At 53.7% G+C, this 16830-nt stretch carries 19 protein-coding genes and 2 pseudogenes; 12 read left to right on the top strand and 9 right to left on the bottom strand.

What is annotated here, in order from left to right:
• Positions 1-89 precede the first annotated feature (89 nt).
• Both ACJ8QF_RS12505 and ACJ8QF_RS12500 read left to right on the top strand, forming a co-directional pair.
• Positions 90-245, top strand: coding sequence for a type II toxin-antitoxin system HicA family toxin (locus ACJ8QF_RS12505; protein ID WP_075201097.1), 156 nt, complete (start codon positions 90-92; stop codon positions 243-245).
• Positions 246-256: 11 nt separating this feature from the next.
• On the top strand, positions 257-670 hold the full coding sequence (locus ACJ8QF_RS12500) for a type II toxin-antitoxin system HicB family antitoxin (protein WP_004934737.1): 414 nt from the start codon (positions 257-259) through the stop codon (positions 668-670).
• A gap of 29 nt (positions 671-699) precedes the next feature.
• Here the strand turns inward: ACJ8QF_RS12500 and tcyN are convergent, their stop codons facing one another.
• The 7 genes from tcyN to ACJ8QF_RS12465 all read right to left on the bottom strand — a co-directional run bounded on the left by tcyN (position 700) and on the right by ACJ8QF_RS12465 (position 6676).
• Entirely contained in the window at positions 700-1452 is a 753-nt protein-coding gene (gene tcyN / locus ACJ8QF_RS12495; protein ID WP_015378232.1) for an L-cystine ABC transporter ATP-binding protein TcyN, read from the bottom strand.
• Between the two features lie 3 nt (positions 1453-1455).
• Positions 1456-2118: a cystine ABC transporter permease gene (gene tcyL / locus ACJ8QF_RS12490; RefSeq protein WP_033643498.1), complete on the bottom strand. Its 663-nt coding sequence runs from the start codon at positions 2116-2118 to the stop codon at positions 1456-1458.
• Positions 2118-2918 (bottom strand): cystine ABC transporter substrate-binding protein, encoded by an 801-nt coding sequence (tcyJ, locus tag ACJ8QF_RS12485; RefSeq protein WP_015378234.1) that lies wholly within the window; start codon positions 2916-2918, stop codon positions 2118-2120. The genes tcyL and tcyJ overlap by 1 nt, the downstream gene beginning before the upstream one ends.
• Positions 2919-3033: 115 nt before the next feature.
• Positions 3034-4026 carry a D-cysteine desulfhydrase gene (locus tag ACJ8QF_RS12480; RefSeq protein WP_004934750.1) on the bottom strand — a complete coding sequence of 331 codons (993 nt, stop codon included), beginning with the start codon at positions 4024-4026 and terminating at the stop codon, positions 3034-3036.
• 125 nt (positions 4027-4151) lie between these two features.
• A complete protein-coding gene (gene fliZ / locus ACJ8QF_RS12475) occupies positions 4152-4661 on the bottom strand; it encodes a flagella biosynthesis regulatory protein FliZ (protein WP_004934751.1) in 510 nt (169 codons plus the stop codon).
• Between the two features lie 54 nt (positions 4662-4715).
• Positions 4716-5438, bottom strand: a complete 723-nt coding sequence (locus tag ACJ8QF_RS12470; RefSeq protein WP_004934752.1) for an RNA polymerase sigma factor FliA — start codon at positions 5436-5438, stop codon at positions 4716-4718.
• 182 nt (positions 5439-5620) lie between these two features.
• Positions 5621-6676 (bottom strand): flagellin FliC, encoded by a 1056-nt coding sequence (locus ACJ8QF_RS12465; RefSeq protein ID WP_049188410.1) that lies wholly within the window; start codon positions 6674-6676, stop codon positions 5621-5623.
• Between the two features lie 281 nt (positions 6677-6957).
• On the opposite strand from ACJ8QF_RS12465, the gene fliD reads away from it, so the two are divergent.
• The 5 genes from fliD to ACJ8QF_RS12440 all read left to right on the top strand — a co-directional run bounded on the left by fliD (position 6958) and on the right by ACJ8QF_RS12440 (position 12322).
• Positions 6958-8358 carry a flagellar filament capping protein FliD gene (gene fliD, locus ACJ8QF_RS12460; protein ID WP_033645722.1) on the top strand — a complete coding sequence of 467 codons (1401 nt, stop codon included), beginning with the start codon at positions 6958-6960 and terminating at the stop codon, positions 8356-8358.
• 26 nt (positions 8359-8384) lie between these two features.
• Positions 8385-8795, top strand: a complete 411-nt coding sequence (gene fliS, locus ACJ8QF_RS12455) for a flagellar export chaperone FliS (protein WP_004934758.1) — start codon at positions 8385-8387, stop codon at positions 8793-8795.
• Positions 8795-9163: a flagella biosynthesis regulatory protein FliT gene (fliT, locus tag ACJ8QF_RS12450; RefSeq protein ID WP_004934765.1), complete on the top strand. Its 369-nt coding sequence runs from the start codon at positions 8795-8797 to the stop codon at positions 9161-9163. The genes fliS and fliT overlap by 1 nt, the downstream gene beginning before the upstream one ends.
• A gap of 308 nt (positions 9164-9471) precedes the next feature.
• On the top strand, positions 9472-10320 hold the full coding sequence (locus ACJ8QF_RS12445) for a helix-turn-helix transcriptional regulator (RefSeq protein ID WP_171454238.1): 849 nt from the start codon (positions 9472-9474) through the stop codon (positions 10318-10320).
• Positions 10321-11236: 916 nt separating this feature from the next.
• On the top strand, positions 11237-12322 hold the full coding sequence (locus ACJ8QF_RS12440) for a hypothetical protein (RefSeq protein ID WP_442537559.1): 1086 nt from the start codon (positions 11237-11239) through the stop codon (positions 12320-12322).
• A 43-nt stretch (positions 12323-12365) separates the two neighbouring features.
• Here the strand turns inward: ACJ8QF_RS12440 and ACJ8QF_RS12435 are convergent, their stop codons facing one another.
• Positions 12366-13283 carry a LysR substrate-binding domain-containing protein gene (locus tag ACJ8QF_RS12435; RefSeq protein ID WP_442537558.1) on the bottom strand — a complete coding sequence of 306 codons (918 nt, stop codon included), beginning with the start codon at positions 13281-13283 and terminating at the stop codon, positions 12366-12368.
• Between the two features lie 128 nt (positions 13284-13411).
• Here ACJ8QF_RS12435 and ACJ8QF_RS12430 point away from each other — a divergent pair, with 128 nt between their 5' ends.
• The 5 genes and pseudogenes from ACJ8QF_RS12430 to ACJ8QF_RS12410 all read left to right on the top strand — a co-directional run.
• Complete coding sequence (locus ACJ8QF_RS12430) at positions 13412-14011, top strand: FMN-dependent NADH-azoreductase (RefSeq protein ID WP_021504082.1); 600 nt, start codon at positions 13412-13414, stop codon at positions 14009-14011.
• Positions 14012-14418: 407 nt separating this feature from the next.
• Positions 14419-14502 (top strand): annotated as a pseudogene (locus ACJ8QF_RS12425) (Arc family DNA-binding protein); the annotation flags it as partial.
• Complete coding sequence (locus ACJ8QF_RS12420) at positions 14502-15242, top strand: HipA family kinase (RefSeq protein WP_442518240.1); 741 nt, start codon at positions 14502-14504, stop codon at positions 15240-15242. The pseudogene ACJ8QF_RS12425 and the gene ACJ8QF_RS12420, both read left to right, overlap by 1 nt.
• Positions 15239-16075 carry a DUF3037 domain-containing protein gene (locus ACJ8QF_RS12415; RefSeq protein ID WP_274864340.1) on the top strand — a complete coding sequence of 279 codons (837 nt, stop codon included), beginning with the start codon at positions 15239-15241 and terminating at the stop codon, positions 16073-16075. The genes ACJ8QF_RS12420 and ACJ8QF_RS12415 overlap by 4 nt, the downstream gene beginning before the upstream one ends.
• A 142-nt stretch (positions 16076-16217) precedes the next feature.
• Positions 16218-16423 (top strand): annotated as a pseudogene (locus ACJ8QF_RS12410) (integrase); the annotation flags it as partial.
• A gap of 35 nt (positions 16424-16458) precedes the next feature.
• Here the strand turns inward: ACJ8QF_RS12410 and fliE are convergent.
• Positions 16459-16773 carry a flagellar hook-basal body complex protein FliE gene (fliE, locus tag ACJ8QF_RS12405; protein WP_004934773.1) on the bottom strand — a complete coding sequence of 105 codons (315 nt, stop codon included), beginning with the start codon at positions 16771-16773 and terminating at the stop codon, positions 16459-16461.
• Positions 16774-16830: the final 57 nt, after the last annotated feature.

Below are 16830 nucleotides of genomic sequence, written 5' to 3'. Positions count from 1 at the left end.
CTGATAGTGTGTATGGTGTGTAGATTAAGGACAATAACATCGTGAAGAGTTCAGAACTGATTGCGCTGCTGGAAAGCCGCGGTTAGGTATTGCGGCGGGTAAAAGGCAGCCACCATCAATTCAAACATCCCGATTTTGCGCTGATCATCACCGTGCCGCATCCAAAGAAAGATCTCAAGCTGGGCACGCTGCGGCAGATACTTAAAGACGCGGAGTTAAGTGCGCTTCACATCGCCACGCGTTAACAGGAGAGACCATGTTTTATCCCGCTTATATCCATACAGAATCAAACGGCAGCGCCAGCGGTTTCTTTCCCGACGTCCCTGGCTGCTACTTCGCCGGCACCAGCCTGGACGACGCTTTTGCCGATGCCCAAAGCGCACTGGATGCGCACTTTGAGTTGTTGAGCGAAGACAATCAACCGCTACCGCGCCCGCATGCCGTCGCAGCCCATCTTGCCAAAGGTGCGGGATCCTTCGAGGGAGGACAATGGCTATTGGTCGCTATCAATATGGATAAATTTGACGGCCGAGCCGAACGGATTAACATCACGTTGCCCCATCGCCTGTTAAGTCGCATTGACTCTCTGGTTCGGCAACATCCGGGATACGGCAGCCGCAGCGGATTTCTCGCTGCCGCCGCGCGCAATGAATTGTTGAAAGCGGAGTGAATGCAGTCGGGGGAAACGCCCCCGACGCCTTATTGATTCCGGAACTTGTCGAGGAATTGCTGGGTGCGCTGATGCTGCGGATTGGCGAACAGCGCTTTGGCCGGGCCCTGTTCGACGATGCGGCCGTGATCCATAAAGATAACCCGATCGGCCACGTCGCGGGCGAAGCTCATTTCATGGGTGACGATCACCATGGTGCGTTTCTCTTCCGCCAGTGAACGCATGGTATTGAGCACTTCTCCCACCAGCTCGGGATCGAGCGCCGACGTCGGCTCGTCGAACAAAATCACCTCCGGCTGCATCGCCAGCGCGCGCGCGATCGCCACCCGCTGCTGCTGCCCGCCGGACAGCCGACGCGGATAAGCCGCCTCTTTGCCGCTCAGCCCCACCTTGGCCAGCAACGCGCGAGCGCGCTGTTCGGCGCTGGCTTTCGCCTCGCCTTTAACGATAACCGGCCCTTCAATGATGTTTTCAAGCACCGAACGGTGCGGAAACAGGTTGAAGTTCTGGAATACGAAACCGACCTGCTGGCGCAGCGCGCGCACCTGATTTTTCTGTTTACTCAACGGCTTGCTGCCGTCGATCAGGATATCGCCGACGCGAATGGTGCCGGAATCCGGCTCCTCCAGCAGGTTGATACAGCGCAACAAGGTGGTTTTCCCTGAGCCGCTCGGGCCGATGATCGCCACCACTTCACCGGCGTCCACCGCCAGATCGATCCCATGCAGCACCGTCTGACCTTTGAACTGCTTGGTCAATTGCTTAACTTCAATGGCACTCATGCGTTACTCCTGATCCTGGCGATTAACGTGGGCTTCCAGACGGTTTTGCAGTGCGGAAAGCAGGGTCGCCATCACCCAGTAAATCAGCGATGCCGCCAGGTACATGGTGAACACTTCCAGCGTGCGCGAGGTGATGAGCTGCGCCTGGCGAAACAGTTCCGGCACCTGAATGGTAGCGGCCAGCGAGGTGTCCTTCACCAGGCCGATAAAACTGTTGCCCAGCGGCGGCAAGGCGGTGCGCGCCGCCTGCGGCAGGATCACCCGGCGCAGGGTTTGCCAACGGGTCATGCCGATGCTGGCGGCGGCTTCCCACTGCCCTTTGTCGATCGACGAAATCGCCGCGCGCAGCGTTTCTGAGGTGTAGGCGGCGGTATTGAGCGACAGGCCAATCAGCGCCGCCGGGAAAGGATCGAATTCGACGCCGAACTGCGGCAGACCGTAGTAGATCATAAACAGCTGGGCGATCAGCGGCGTGCCGCGGAACAGCGATACGTAAATGCGCGACAGCCATGACAGCGGCCAAAGCGGCGATAGGCGCATCAGCGCCAGCAGAAACCCCAGCAACAGGCCGAACGCCATACCGCCCAGGCTAAGCTGCAGCGTCAGTATGGCGCCCTTCAATAAAAATGGCGCTGAATCCAGCGCCAGTTGAATACTTTCGTGCATTATTTAGTTACATCCGCGCCAAACCATTTCTCGGAGATCTTCGCCAGCGTGCCGTCTTTTTGCATCTCGGCGATCGCCTGGTCAATCGCGGCCAGCAGCTCTGGGTTATTCTTGCGCAGCGCCACGCCGGACTCCTGGCGGGAGAAGGCCGGGCCGGCCACCGCCAGCGTATCGCCGGTTTTCTTCACCAGATCCAGCGCCGCCAGGCGGTCCACCAGAATGGCGTTGATGCGGCCGACGCGCAGATCCTGATACTTGGTCGGGTCGTCGTCGTAGGTGCGCACGTCCACGCCCTGCACATTCTCGCGCAGCCATTGCTCATAGTTGGTGCCCAGGCCAACGCCGACCTTTTTGCCCTTCAGGTCATCCGGCTTGGTAATGGTGCCTTCGTTGCCTTTTTTCACCAGCGCCTGAATACCGGAAACGGTGTAAGGGGTGGAGAAATCATATTTCTTCTTGCGCTCATCGGAGAGCGTCACCTGATTGATGACCACGTCGATGCGCTTCGAATCCAGCGAAGCCAGCATACCGTCCCACTTGGTCGGGTTCAGCTTGGCTTTCACGCCCAGATGTTGCGCCAGCGCGTTGGCGAAATCCACTTCGAAACCGGTCAATTTGCCGTCTTCACCCTGGAAGCTGAACGGCGGATAGGTGCCTTCCAGCCCAACGATCAGCGTGCCGCGCTGTTTCACCTGCTGCAGCAGGTTATCGGCGGCGTAGGTTTGCGTCGTCACACCGGCGGCCAACGCAATACCCACCACGCCCAACAACCATTGACGACGAACTTTCGCAAACATCATAAACACCCCTGTATGTTGTTTATCTTTTTTGATATCAGCACTTTAACAGTGCAACCGCCCGCATAAAGGAATATAACCTTATAAATATAGTTCAAAATGGAATAACACGCGGTGTTTACACCTGCGGATGGTAGGCGAACAGCGCCGGCGCACCGCCGGTGTGAACAAACAGAATGGGACCTTCATCGCGGAAGCGCCGCTGGGCGATGCCGTCGATCAAACCGGCCATCGCCTTGCCGGTGTATACCGGATCCAGCAACACGCCCTCTTGCTGCGCCAGCAGCTGCACTGCCGCCATGCCCTCTTCGTTCGGCATGCCGTACTGCGGAGCGAAGTAATCGTCCCACAGCGCGATCGGCGCCAGTTCGTCGATATTCAGCGAACAGGCCAGGGCCTTTTGGATCTGCTCAACCTTCGGCAGCTGATCGATCACGGTGCGCGAAACCGTCACGCCGATCAGCTCGGTTTCCGGCAACAGCTGCTGCAGCCCCACCGCCAGCCCGGCATGCGTGCCGGCGCTGCCGGACGCCACCACCACCGAGCTGAACGCCACGTTGCTGCGTTGGCTCTGTTCGGCGATTTCCAATGCGCACTGCACGTATCCCAGCGCGCCCAGTGCGTTGGAGCCGCCCACCGGCACCACGTAAGGTCGGAAGCCCTGCGCTTCAAGGCGCGTCGCCAGTTCCGCCAGCTGCTGCTGCGGATCGTGCAGCGCTTCGCACATCACCACTTCGGCGTTGAACAGGCCGAGCAGCAGGCGGTTGCCGTTAGTCAGATAATTTTCTGCGCGGGTGTCGATCGGGTTTTCCAGCAACGCGACGCAGTGCAGGCCCAGTTTCGCCGCCACCGCCGCCGTCTGGCGCACGTGGTTGGATTGAATGGCGCCGGCGGTGACCAGCGTATCGGCCCCTTGACGCAGCGCATCGGCGGCCAAAAACTCAAGCTTTCTCAGCTTGTTGCCGCCCATCGCCATAGGCGTGACATCGTCACGTTTAAGGTAAATTTCACGGCCGAGGTAATCGGAGAGACGGGACAGTTTTTCCAGCGGTGTGGCGACGCCAACCAGATCCAGACGCGGAAATTGCGCCAGTTGTTGTTGCAGGTTCACTACTTCCCCCCAGGGAATCGAATATCAACATCTGATAACCGATAGATTTAGCAGATGTGAACTGAATAATCATCCTTTATCACGGGGGGATATAGCTGACCCCGGCCCAGCGGCCGGGGAAAGTCTCAGTAGCTGCGCTGCCAGGCGAGATACTGATCGTACTTGCGCAGCGCAATGCGGTAGTTGTTGTGCGCCGCGGTAGGCAGATCGTCGATGATGCGCTGATGGCTGGCGCTGTTGGCGAATTTGTCCGCCGGGTAATTCCGCGCCACCAGCATTTCATCCAGCCGGCGCAGCCGCACCACGTACTCGCGAATGGTGCTGTGGCTCATCTCGGTCTGTTCGAACAGATACTGCTTGAACGCCATAATGTCGAAATAACTCGGGTGGCTGTTGCAGGAAATCTCGCTGCAAAAGCGGCACAGCGCGGTCAGCTCGTGCTGCACGTTTTGCCAGACCGCATCGTCGATCGGCTGATCCATGCGCGCGATGGCTTCTTTATTGATTATCTTGCCGCGAAACACCAGCGCCATGCGGTCCAACAGTTTGCCGCACTGGGAGCAATGGGTCTGGCTGTGCTTGTAATCTTTCAGGTAACGGCTAAGCGGCCGTTTCTTCAACAGTATTCCTGGCATAAGGGGCAGTCCGATTGTCGCATGAGTCATCGAGTTGGGGGCGGCGCTCCGCCGTCAGGTATCGTTCGCCAGCCGCGCGCGCAGCCGTTTGATCGCCTGACTGTGCAGTTGGCTGACGCGGGATTCCCCCACGTCCAGCACGGCGCCGATCTCTTTGAGATTCAACTCTTCCTGGTAATACAGCGTCAGCACCATTTTTTCGCGCTCCGGCAACGCCTCGATGGCGTCGATCACCCGCTGGCGCAGGCTGCCTTCCAACAGGTGATGCAGCGGGTTGGCCTCTTCATGCCCTTCCAGCATCGGTTCCGCGTTCTCGCCATGCTCCTCGCGCCATTCGTCGTAGGAGAAAAGCTGGCTGTTATTGGTGTCCAACAGAATTTGACGGTACTCATCCAGCGAGATGTTCAGCGTCTGCGCCACTTCCGTCTCGCTCGCCGGGCGGCCATAACGCTGTTCCAGTTGCCGCATCACCTGCGCAACCTCGCGCGCGTGGCGCCGCACGCTGCGCGGCACCCAGTCGCGGCTGCGCAACTCGTCGAGCATCGCGCCGCGAATGCGCTGCACTGCATAGGTGGTAAAGGCGGTTCCCTGTAGGGCGTCATAACGCTCAACGGCGTTTAATAGCCCGATTCCCCCGGCCTGCAACAGGTCGTCAAGCTCCACGCTGGCGGGCAGCCTGACCTGCAGGCGCAACGCCTCGTGGCGCACTAACGGCACGTAGCGCAACCAGAGAGAATTTTTGTCCATCACGCCTTCGGCGGTATACAGATCGCTCACTATGTCTTAAACCTGCGGATAAGAGAGTCAGCGCTATTATGCGTAGGGGGCAGAATGCCAATCGGCTGAACAGTCGCACAAAACGGGCTTTATTTGCGCCATGTAATAACCGCGCGGTGCGCGAGCATAAAAAAACCCCGCCGAGGCGGGGTTTCTTTGCGACAGTTAATCGGGAGAGACGATTAACGCAGCAGGGACAGAACGTTCTGAGTAGACTGGTTAGCCTGTGCCAGAACAGAGGTGCCAGCCTGTTGCAGGATGTTGGCACGGCTCATGTTGGACACTTCGGTCGCGTAGTCAGCATCCTGGATACGAGACTGAGAAGCAGCCAGGTTGTTCACGGTGCTGTTCAGGTTGTTGATAACAGAATCGAAACGGTTCTGTACCGCACCCAGGGAAGAACGCAGACCGTCAACCTGTGCCAGCGCTTTGTCCAGGGTATCCAGTGGGTTTTTGATGGTCACGTCAGCGCCGGCAGTTACTTTACCGTCGGCGGCAATGGTTGCCGCTTTGTAAGTTTTGGTGCCGTCAGTAGCGGTAGTCTGCACGTAGTTTACTGCTTTACCGTCTTTGTCTTTACCGGAAACCAGCACTTCGCCTTTCGCTGCATCCAGACCAGACTTGGCTGCGTCGTAAGTCACATCCGCATCTTTGTCATCTTTCAACACGGTACCGTTGGCAATAGCAGTGCCAACAGATGGACCTTTGTCGGTCACGTTGAAGGTGTCCAGGCCCAGTTGCTTAGCGTCGATTTTTTTCAGGTCGATATCGATGGTTTCACCGTCGTTAGCGCCAACCTGGATGGTCAGTTTCTGATCGCTGCTCAGCACTTTCACGCCGTTGAAGTCAGTCTGCTCGGAGATACGGTTGATTTCAGACAGACGCTGAGTGATTTCGTCCTGGATGGATTTCAGGTCGCTGGTGGAGTTGGAACCGTTCTGCGCCTGTACGGTCAGACGACGGATGTTCTGCAGGTTGTCGTTAACTTCGTTCAGTGCGCCTTCAGTGGTCTGCGCCAGAGAGATACCGTCGTTGGCGTTGCGGGAAGCCTGAGTCAGGCCTTTGATGTTAGCGGTGAAACGGTTGGAGATCGCCTGACCCGCAGCATCGTCTTTCGCGCTGTTGATACGCAGACCGGAAGACAGACGCTCAATCGCAGTGCCCAGAGAAGACTGAGATTTGTTCAGGTTGTTCTGCGCCATCAGAGACAGGCTGTTAGTGTTGATTACTTGTGCCATTGTTTGCTTTCCTTACGAGTCAGTTGCGTTCTTCGCAACACGGTTAAAAGGTTCGGGCTTGTTTGCCCACGGCGTCAACCACCGTCCCCTCAGGTATCGGCCCTCCCCTAACAACCTTTAGCAATTTTTTAAAATTTTTTGCGCCCGTTGCAATGGCGGAAATAACGCGCTTTTTCCCTCCTCTATTGCGCCATCGTTTTTTTGTTTTTTTCGGTAAACTTTTTCACCACTGGGCCGATAACGCGTAAAGCGAATAAAGTCATAATCAAGGAGAATTACTCATGGCAACGATCAGTTCATTAGGTCTCGGCTCAGGACTCGACCTCAATGGCTTGCTGGATAAGCTGACCAAAGCGGAACAACAGCGTCTGACCCCTTACACCACCAAGCAATCCAGCTACAACGCCCAGCTGACCGGTTACGGCACGTTGAAAGGCGCGCTGGAAAAATTCGACAATCTCAGCAAAGAGATGGCGAAAGAAGATTTCTTCAAGGCCACCACCGCCACCGAACACGACGCCTTCAAGATCACCACCAACGCCAAGGCGGTGCCGGGCAACTACGTGGTGGAAGTGAACAAACTGGCGCAGGCGCAAACCCTGACCACGCAGGCGAAAGTCAGCGACCAGGGCGCTAAGTTGGGCGCTGAAGGCGTGACAGACCGCTCCCTGACCATCACCGCCGGCAACCCGCCGAAAGCCACCAAGATCCCACTGAGCGACGATCAAACCTCGCTGGTTGAGCTGCGCGACGCCATCAACGGCGCCAAAGCCGGCGTCACCGCCAGCATCATGCGCGTCGGCGACAACGACTATCAGTTGGCGGTCAGCTCTTCCACCACCGGCGAAAACAACAAGATTTCTCTGCAGGTCGATAACGACGACCAACTGGGCGATATCCTGAACTACAACGCCACCCGCGGCACCGGCACCGCCATGAAGCAGACGGTCGCGCCGCAGGATGCTGAGCTGACGGTGAACGGCACCGCTATCAAGCGCAGCACCAACTCGATCAGCGATGCCCTGCAAGGCGTCACCATCGATCTGAAAACCAAAACCAAAACCGATGAACCGCAGCACCTGGTGATCAGCACCAACACCGCCGGCACCACCGACAAGATCAAAGAGTGGGTCGACAGCTATAACTCGCTGCTGGACACCTTCAACGCGTTGTCCAAGTTCACCCCGGTGAAAACCGGCGAAGCGCCAAACCCAACCAACGGCCCGCTGCTGGGCGACAACACCCTGCGCGGCATTCAGTCGTCGATCAAAAGCGCGCTGAGCGCAGCCCAGGACAACCCGGAGTTAAAAGGCCTGGGCAACCTCGGCATTTCCACCAACACCAAAACCGGCAAACTGGAAATCGACAGCGCCAAGCTGAAGAAAGCGATGGATGAGAAGCCGGATCAAGTCAGCAACTTCTTCGTCGGTAACGGCAAAGACACCGGCATGGCCACCGAGATCCACAACGAGATCCAGAACTACATCAAATCCGGCGGCATCATCGAGAACTCGACCAAAAGCATCAACACCAACCTCGATCGCCTGAACAGCCAGATCACGACGGTCACCGCCAGCATTCAGAACACCATCGATCGTTATAAACAACAGTTCGTTCAGCTGGATACCATGATGTCGAAAATGAACGGCACCAGTAACTATTTGGCTCAACAGTTCAAGTAACCCTTTAACAAGGTAAAGAAAACAGCATGTATAACCGTAGCGGCACTCAGGCCTATGCACAGGTCAGTCTGGAAAGCGGCGCCATGAGCGCCAGCCCGCACCAGTTAATCGTGATGTTGTTCGACGGGGCGCTCAGCGCCCTGCTTCGCGCACGCATCCTGATGAACCAGGGCGATATCGCCGGCAAAGGCATGGCGCTGTCCAAAGCCATCAATATCATCGACAACGGCCTGAAAAGTGGCCTCGATCCTCAGCAGGGCGGCGAGATCGCCGAAAATCTGGCGGCATTGTACGACTACATGAAGCGTCGACTGATGCAGGCCAACCTGCACAACGACGAAGCGGCGATCGCCGAAGTGGTTAAACTGCTGGAAAACATCGCCGACGCCTGGCGCCAGATCGGCCCTAACTACCAACCTTCGCAGGACGCCGTGTAATGGAACGTCAACAGCAGCTGTTAGCCGCTTATCAACAAATTTATAGCCTGAGCAGCCAGATGATCGCGCTGGCGCAAACCGGGCGCTGGGAGGAGCTCGTCGAGCTCGAATTCGCTTACGTGACGGCGGTGGAGAAAACCGCCGCCTTTACCGGGCAAGCCGGCCCGTCCATGGCGCTGCAGGAGATGTTGCGCAATAAGTTGCAACAGATCCTCGACAACGAAACCGAGCTCAAGCGTCTGTTACAGCAGCGAATGGATGAGCTGAAGATGCTGATCGAACAGTCCACGCGCCAGAACGTGGTCAACAATACCTACGGCCAGTTTCATGATCGTGCGCTGTTGCTGGGGGAACCACAGGTCCGATAAGATCGACAATACTGACGAAAATGGATTAAATAGCACTATGCGCTATTACCCTCGGGTTACGTTAGGATATTAATCTATGGCATTTGAATTATTCAGTTTATGGGTAATTGGTAAAATGCGCGCTTCGAGCCTGGCTCTCACTTTAATGGATAAACATCATCCCGACACGGACGTTTTCTGTTCAGCAGGAAATTGATTTTTGATAGATAAAACACGCCGCTGTGTTTCACGGCCCATGGAAAAATGTTGCTCCAACGCTGATCAAAGCGTAAAGATATTCTCAGATAATGGCTGCGAAATGAATATCGATGGAACGTACAATTAATCTCTGTCCTGGAATTGGCGCCTCAGCGCACATCATTCAGCATACTGAATTATTATTCCCTTCAGTCTATTTTGAGCAACCACATCTGTATCTGATACAACAAGGCCATAAGCGCGTACGCTGGCAACAACACGAAGTGGTCGCTCATCCCGGCGAGCTGTTGATTATCGACGGCGGGCAAACGGTGGACATTATTAACGGCCCGTCCGAAGACGGCGTATTCAGCTGCCAGTTGCTGACCTGCGATCCCCTGTTGCTCACCGTCCAACCTCCGGCCGAGGAAACGCCGGCGCCGATGCCGTTCGAGGCCGTCCTGGCGCTGCGCAACCTGCCCTGCGCCCTCAAGCACAGTTTTGAAACCACCGGCCTGGCGCTGACGCTGCGGCAACGCTTTCCCACCATCATCGTGCGGCACAAAATGCTGGAAATTCTGCTGTGGCTGGCCCAATTCGGCATTCGCTTTATTCACAACGAAGCCAAGGATCTGACGCAGCGCGTGCGTCGCTGCCTGGCGACCGATCCGCACAGCATTTGGACGGCGGCCAAAGTCGCGGAAAGCCTGTCGATGAGTGAAGTGATGTTGCGCCGCAAACTGTCGATGGAAAATACCGCATTGCGCAATCTGATGATCGACGTGCGCATGAGTAGCGCGCTGGCCCTGCTGCAGTCGACCGACTGGCCAATCTCCGCCATCGCGCAACATGTGGGTTATGAAAGCGCATCGCGTTTCGCCGAACGTTTTCGCAAACGCTTCGGTTTCGCGCCTACCGCCATTCGCGGCCATCAAAGGATTATGGAACCTGCCTTTGAACAGCATTACGGTTCCGGCTAATCAATGGCGGCAAACAGTGCAATTTAGCCCGGATAAACGATGGCATCGCAATGATGTGGGCGTGCCGAGCAACTTATCTTGACGTATCCGCCAGCGACCGCTGGCATCTTTTCCTAGTTGTTCTCTTCCTGTCGCTGGCTATTTATCCCGCACAACCCACTGCTCAGTTATCCACCAAAACATTAAGCATTTTCCTATTTTGACCGACGCCAAAAATTTGCTTGCTATACTGCTTTTCTATCTGACTGTCTAAAGCGAGAACGTAAAAATGTGGCAAAGGAACAACGTTAAAGCCAAGCTTAAGCAAGCTGGTGAAAAGCTGGTGCTTGCCAGCTGTCTCTTATTGCTGCTTTATTACGCATTGCAATGGTCGTTGCTCCTCGGTGATTTTTAATTAATTTTGTTTATTTATTTTATTGCTGAATTAATTGCATCGGTGGCCTGCTTTCTGCTGTCACAGCAAATCCCGAGGGCCAATCGTCACTATACCAAACGCAAAACCCGCGCGACTTAATTAGCTCACTAATTATAACGACGACATATACTTGCAGTCTAATTCTATAACCCCATGAATATACTACCCTTGCAGCTAGACCGTCCCATCTTATTATTGTATGATAGCGTGCGTAAATGCGCTGGTTTTTATAACTACTTTAATCTGAAGCCAGACGATGCCATATAGGATAAGTAATTTAGGGAATATAATGTGAATATATTAAGTTTTGTTTGGCTAGCTCTTGCTTTCGCCACTTTTTTCCTACATCACAGAACCATTTTCGCCCTATTGATTCTCGCATCCATCTTTCAATCAAGCGCTATTATTAACACAGGGAGTAATAGCCTACCTATATTTTACTTTATCGAGCTGGTTTTAATAACTCGGTTTTTTTTCACTTCAAAAAACAGCACATCCGTCTTGAACTTAAAACACCGGGTATTTCTGCAATCGCTGGTAATAATTGTTCTTTTTTGGTTCTTCACCTATGCGTTAACCCACCTATTTGAAGGGGTAAGAGTTTATTCACCGGCTTATAGCTTTGAAAATAATTATGCCAAAAAAGGTATCTCGCTTGTGTGGGGCAATAACAACATCAAGCAACTGGTTCTAATCACGCTGAACCTGATAACGCTGTATGTCATTTACGTCAAGCGGCGTGAAATCACGCCTGAATACGCACTGAAAACCATCATTTTCACGACGCTGGTTTTCTCCGCTTACTGTCTGATTTGGCTCCTTGCCAGGCCGTTGGCGAATGCGATTCAGATTTTGATGTATAACAGCATGCATAACGCCAATGCCATTTTTGAATCCAGACTGAGCGGTACCTTCGGTGAACCGTCATTCGCCGGTATCTTTATCGGCGCAACGATCGTGCCTCTTTTGGTTGCCAAGGGGTTGCGACTGAAGCTAGTGGCCCTATTGATGGTGCTGCTCTTGGTTAGAAACGGCTCTACATCGGGCTATTTTACCCTGCTTACGTCGCTGTGCGGCACATTCATTTTCAGTCCGCGTTTTAGCCTGATACAGAAAGCTCTATTTTCTCTGGCTTTGGTTATCGTATCAAAGCTCACATTTATCTTTTTCCTGGAGAAAATAACCGATTACGCGGATAAAAAAGCGCAAACGATCTCTCACCTCGTGCGTTCCGCCTCCAACTACAATGCCCTTGAAATTATGTATAATACCTTTGGCTTGGGCGTCGGTATCGGTAGTGCAAGAATATCTTCTCTGCCCCTGTCCCTACTTGCTAACTTCGGAATATTGGGGACGATACTGTTAGTCGGTTTTATCGTATCCAAGCTTATTCGTTCGCAATGTAACGTCGCCGGCAACGAAGCCCATTCCATGCTTAAATTTATGCTTTTCTCAGCATTTTTGGGCTCTTGCGCCGCCAACCCCGATTACTCTTACGGGTTCATTTGGGTTCTTATTTTCAGTTGCCTGTTGACAGGGAAAACACAGCCGTCACTGCCACGATCAACGCAACAGCGCACGCTCTGACATCGGTAAACGTCCCTTGGACCGCATGCCACCACATACACGTTCAGGCCAACGCGAACCGCGTCAGCCTGCCCGGCAGCTCCGCCACCAGCTTGTCTACCGCCAGCCGCACCTTGAGCGGCTGGTAAGGCATATAGGGCCACACGACGTTCACCGGGAAACTGAGGCTGGACTCACCGCGCATGATCTCCACCAACGTCCCCGCCATCAAGCGCTCGCGCACCAGCCACTCCGGCAGCCAGGCAATGCCGGCGCCGGCGGACACCGCATCGACGATCCCCTGCATGTCATCCATCATCATCTTGGCCGGTGGCCTGAACGGCCGCAGCTCGCCGTTTTCACCGCGAAGCTGCCAGGGCAGCACGGCCCCGGCATGCAGATACCCCACCGCCTGATGTCGGCTTAACGCCTCTACCGTTCTCGGTTCACCGCAGCGCTGCAGATAATCGGGCGAGGCGCACAGCAGCATGCCGTGTTCGCCCAAGCGCCGGGCAACCAGGCTGCCGCTGTCCGCCAGCTCGCCAATGCGCACCGCCAGATCGAACCCCTCGTCGACGAGATCGATCCTGCGGTCGCTGAATGAAATCTCCAGCGTCAGTAAGGGATGCTCATTCGCCAGCGCCGTCAACACGGGCGCAATGCACAAATGGCCGAACAGCACCGGCACCGAGACTCTGAGCCGGCCGCTGACCTGCATCTTGCCGCTGTCGAGCTGGTTTTCCGCCGCCTGAATGTTTGCCAACGCCTGCCGGCAGTGCTCATAGTACAGCGCCCCTTCATCCGTCAGGCTCAGGCTGCGCGTGGTGCGCATAAACAACATCACACCAAGCCGAGCCTCGAGACGCGACACGATTTTGCTGACCGCCGAGCGCGTCAGATGCAGTTTCTCTGCGGCGGCGGCGAAACTGCCGCCTTCCGCTACGGCAACAAAGGCCGGCAGCGCACTCAGATCGCTTTTCATCTTAATGTTGCCAATATGGAATCAATTTAGTGAAAACCTATCACCACTGGTGAACCTCAAGCAATGATAACCTGCAGTCATTCCGAATCCCCGGTGAAAACCACAGATGACCGTCAGAGGACAACAGCATGAAAAAAATACTGGTACTCAAATCCAGCATTATGGGAAATGACTCGCAGACCAATAACCTGATTGACCGCTATCTGGCGGCGCGTAAGGCGAAAGGACACGAAGATCGGATCGTCGAACACGATCTGACGGCGTTGGATCTGCCGGTATTGGACGGCGAGCTGTTCGGTGCGTTGCGCGGCGCGGAAAACATCAGCCCACGCGCCAAAGCGGCGGTGGCGCTCTCCAACCAGCTGATTGCCGAACTGAAAGAGAGCGATCTGCTGCTGCTCGGCGCGCCGATGTACAACCTCAACGTCCCGACCCAGTTGAAAAACTGGTTCGATCTGGTGGCTCGCGCCCGGATGACCTTCAACTATACCGCTACCTACCCGGTGGGGTTGGTGGAAGGCGTCAATGCGCTGGTATTCAGTTCACGCGGCGGCATGCACGCCGGGCATCCGACCGATGCCGTAACGCCCTACCTGCGTTCGGTGCTGGGGCTGATGGGGATCGGCGACGTGCAATTCATCTATGCCGAAGGGCTGGACATGAAACCACACGGCCGCGATCAGGGGCTGGCGAACGCCCACCAGCGGATCGCGGAATTGGCGGGCTGAAGCAAACGCACGGCAGCATTGATTTGTTATAACATAACAAATATGATAATCGCGTTGACGCCACCTCGAGCGGGTGTCGACGCTCCTACATGACATAAATGTTTTATCGCACCTTCAGCCAGCTATTTCGATAGCTGGTTTTTTTTGTTCCTTATAGCATATTTTTCACACAATGGATTCACAGCGGGCCCATTGTAGCCTCTGGAAACACAATCTATGATAACAACACTTGGTTGAAGATTGCTTTCAATAGCCAGAGACAACGCACACGTCAATTCCCGCATCCCCCCAGAAAGTAAGGGAGAAGCACCTGCAGTAAATGGAATATTAACGAACTCCAAGCTTCTTACTATCGTTCAAGGTAGATTGTCACAACCAGCATCAGTATCTGATGTAGATGCGATGCGGAAAAAATGGCTAATATGCAGGCAGAAAAATTCCGGCGCGTTGTTTTCGATATACTTAACGACCTATATTGCAAGGAAAAGTGATGGTTGATAATGCTGAAGATGACATTCCATGCGTTGTAGAAATAATCCGCAGAATAAATGAAGGATCGACGCAGCCATTCTTGTGCCGGTGTAACGATGATCGGCTCTATGTTGTTAAATCCAGACCATCAATGCCACCAAGGAACCTATTGGCTGAGTTCGTCTCTGGGTGCATTGTTGAAGACATCGGACTCCCTATACCCGACTTCAAGATAGTGAACATTCCCGAGGAAGTCATTGAATACGTTCCGGATCTCGAACAGCAAATATCACCTGGACCGGCGTTTGCATCACTTTACATAGAAGGAGCTGCATCTCTAACCTTTAGCCAGTCAAGAGATGAATCAGTTATCCCTGTAGATGAGCAAAAATTAATCTATGTAATTGATAAAACTGTATTAAATGCTGACAGAACACTCACTGAAAAAGGTGGCAATGTCAACATTTTGTATGATTTTGGCAATAGTAAATATTATCTAATTGACCATAACCTATCCTTTGATCAGAATGCTTCAGAGGCTGATTTTTCTGTCCATGTTTATGCTCCTAACAGCAGAAACTGGCGTATAGACATGGTCGACAGAGTTGAGTTGCGAGAGAGGGTTCTTGAAACTCTTAGTAGGATGCCACACTTCTTGGATGACATTCCTGATGAGTGGATTGATGACGCATTTTCCCCGGTCATAGACAACACGTTAGACCGGACTGAAACAGATGAGTTTTGGAGCACCTTAGAATGACCACACCGTGTCTTTACAGCATTGTGAGATATGCCCCTTATGCGGAGACTGAAGAGTTTGCCAACGTCGGTGTGGTCTTATGCGCTCCAAAAGCAGGCTTCTTTGACTTCAAAATCACTAAGCGCAATGATGCGAGAGTCAAATGTTTCTTTCATGACGACAAAATCTTCCCCATCGCCAAGACGGCAATCGGTACCGAACTCAAGATTGCTAAATATAAATTAAATCAATTTACGCATTTTGGTGATAAAGATTTCGCTAACTTCTTCAGAAATCTCACCGCAAGAAAGGAGTCAATTTTCCACTTTAGCCAAACTCGCGTAGTCCTTAGTCAAGATCCTGCCACAGAGTTGGTCAGAATCTATGACAAGTATGTCAACCACTCAACTTACACGGAAGAACGCCGAGAAGATGTGTTGGCCAAAGAATTAAAATGCGCTTTTGATCGAGTAAGCGAACTGCGCAATGCTTTCAAACCCACATCTATCAAAGGAAATCTATCGAAGTTTACTATGCCTCTCGTTGCAAAAGTTGAAGGGCAAGTTAAGTGCGCAATCAAACCGTTAGCATTCACACAAGATGAGCCGGGTAAGATGATGGAGCATGGTGATGCGTGGATCATGCGTATAACCAGAGCTTCAGAAGAGGGCTTGCTCTCTGCTGATGATGTCCTATTTACCCTAGACGAGCCAATGTGCGTTACGGCAAGACAGAAGAAGGCTCTCGACAATATCAAGAGAGCTATGGATCTGAAAGGCATCAACCACATTGATGCATCTGATAAAGCAGACACTATAAACTTCGCTAAGCGAATTCTTCACAGCTTTAACTAAGCACTGGCTCACCGTTGTGGGCCAACCTTGCCCTGCACGCACAATGAGTTGGTAATAACGTCAGAAAAGTAACTATTATTCCGAGGGCTCTATGGGGTAGCGCTGGGATGATACCTTACTTCGAGAAGGGTTCTGGCATTGAAAGGCTTACCAATCGCGGCATTCTAGCCCCTGTCTGCCAGCACCGGCTCCCACTTTCTTGCTCAACAGAGGGAACACGTTTCTACCCAGATGGTTTACCAAGTTTATGGATCATGGATGGCAGAAAACAACCATGACCAGATCAACCTGTTGAACCAGAAATTAACGGAGTTTGCCCCATCAGTGCCCCACGCCGCTATTAACTAGTGACATTTCCCTTTTAAATCAAAGAAATTAACCAATCACACCGGCATATTCATGATGTCCTGGTAGGCCGCCACCAGCTTGTTGCGCACCTGCACGCCCAGTTGCAAAGAGACCGACGATTTCTGCAGATCGACCATCACATCGTTCAGGCTGATGCCTGGCGCGCCCAGCTCGAAATCCTGCGCCTGTTTGCGCGCCGTTTGCTGGGTCTCGCTGATCTTGCCGAGCGCCGCGGTCAGTTCGCTGGCGAAGCTGACGCCCTGCGGCGCCGCATTCTGCCCCATCTTGCCGGCCTGAACCGCCATGGTCTGCATCTGCTGCAGTACCCCTTCAATGCCCTGAATCGCCATCTGGTCCTCAATCATCTCGTCTCGCCGGGTGACGTTTTCACCCTGCACTTCTCCAAT

This window comes from Serratia sp. CY81684, assembly GCF_052166595.1.
Taxonomy (GTDB): Bacteria; Pseudomonadota; Gammaproteobacteria; order Enterobacterales; family Enterobacteriaceae; genus Serratia; species Serratia nematodiphila.
Note: the sequence above shows the minus strand (reverse complement) of the source record. Positions and strands in the feature narration are given on the sequence as shown.

Coding starts and splice junctions, on each gene's coding strand:
- ACJ8QF_RS12500 (WP_004934737.1), top strand. CDS start 257: ATGTTTTATCCCGCTTATATCCATACAGAATCAAACGGCAGCGCCAGC.
- tcyN (WP_015378232.1), bottom strand. CDS start 1,452: ATGAGTGCCATTGAAGTTAAGCAATTGACCAAGCAGTTCAAAGGTCAG.
- tcyL (WP_033643498.1), bottom strand. CDS start 2,118: ATGCACGAAAGTATTCAACTGGCGCTGGATTCAGCGCCATTTTTATTG.
- tcyJ (WP_015378234.1), bottom strand. CDS start 2,918: ATGATGTTTGCGAAAGTTCGTCGTCAATGGTTGTTGGGCGTGGTGGGT.
- fliZ (WP_004934751.1), bottom strand. CDS start 4,661: ATGCCAGGAATACTGTTGAAGAAACGGCCGCTTAGCCGTTACCTGAAA.
- ACJ8QF_RS12465 (WP_049188410.1), bottom strand. CDS start 6,676: ATGGCACAAGTAATCAACACTAACAGCCTGTCTCTGATGGCGCAGAAC.
- fliD (WP_033645722.1), top strand. CDS start 6,958: ATGGCAACGATCAGTTCATTAGGTCTCGGCTCAGGACTCGACCTCAAT.
- fliS (WP_004934758.1), top strand. CDS start 8,385: ATGTATAACCGTAGCGGCACTCAGGCCTATGCACAGGTCAGTCTGGAA.
- fliT (WP_004934765.1), top strand. CDS start 8,795: ATGGAACGTCAACAGCAGCTGTTAGCCGCTTATCAACAAATTTATAGC.
- ACJ8QF_RS12445 (WP_171454238.1), top strand. CDS start 9,472: ATGGAACGTACAATTAATCTCTGTCCTGGAATTGGCGCCTCAGCGCAC.
- ACJ8QF_RS12435 (WP_442537558.1), bottom strand. CDS start 13,283: ATGAAAAGCGATCTGAGTGCGCTGCCGGCCTTTGTTGCCGTAGCGGAA.
- ACJ8QF_RS12430 (WP_021504082.1), top strand. CDS start 13,412: ATGAAAAAAATACTGGTACTCAAATCCAGCATTATGGGAAATGACTCG.
- ACJ8QF_RS12420 (WP_442518240.1), top strand. CDS start 14,502: ATGGTTGATAATGCTGAAGATGACATTCCATGCGTTGTAGAAATAATC.
- ACJ8QF_RS12415 (WP_274864340.1), top strand. CDS start 15,239: ATGACCACACCGTGTCTTTACAGCATTGTGAGATATGCCCCTTATGCG.
- fliE (WP_004934773.1), bottom strand. CDS start 16,773: ATGGCGATTCAGGGCATTGAAGGGGTACTGCAGCAGATGCAGACCATG.